General features: G+C 61.0%; 1 protein-coding gene. It reads right to left on the reverse strand.

All coding sequences use genetic code 11. The annotated features are described in order from the left end of the window. Positions 1-641: flagellar hook-basal body complex protein (locus tag AC3WK8_RS31960; RefSeq protein ID WP_492574103.1), on the reverse strand; the 641-nt coding region annotated here is incomplete at both ends.

Below are 641 nucleotides of genomic sequence, written 5' to 3' on the forward strand. Positions count from 1 at the left end.
GTAGGTTTCCTTCCACTGGGTACCACCGATCGGCTGCAGGCCCTGTTCGTTGGTGAAGCTGGCCAGGGAGATCTGGCCGATCGGCTTGGTCTGCTCGTTGCTGAAGTTGGCCAGCATCACGCCACTGCCGTCGATGGTCAGGTTGGTGATCTGGCCAGTGGAGTAGCCGTTCTGCGCGACTACCGAGCGGGCAGTATCACCCAATACCGAACCGGTCTTGGTCATGTCGATCTTCACGCCACCCGCTGCAGCTATCGAGCCGTTGGGGACGAAGGTGCCATTGACCACGTTGCCCGGGGTCCAGCTGCCCATGACGATGCTGTTGCCACTTACCGTGAACGGGCTGGTGGCCGGCGCGGCTGGCGGCGTCAGGGACTGGAGCTTGCCCGAGGAATCGAACTTGATGGTGATCGGCGCCTGGTTGGCCATGCTGAAAGCCGTACCGTCGGGGTTGCGACCATCGATCAGGGTGTAGGTCACCCACTCGTTGGGATTGGACGTCTTGATCATGTACTGATCCATGACGTGCTTGTTGCCCTGGGAGTCATACACCGGGGTGCTGAACTGCTTGCTGTAGGTCTCGCTCTTGGTCGGATCGAACACATACGCCGGGGCCGGGGCCGTTGGGTTGACGTTGATCG

Source organism: Pseudomonas sp. FW507-12TSA (assembly GCF_058781435.1).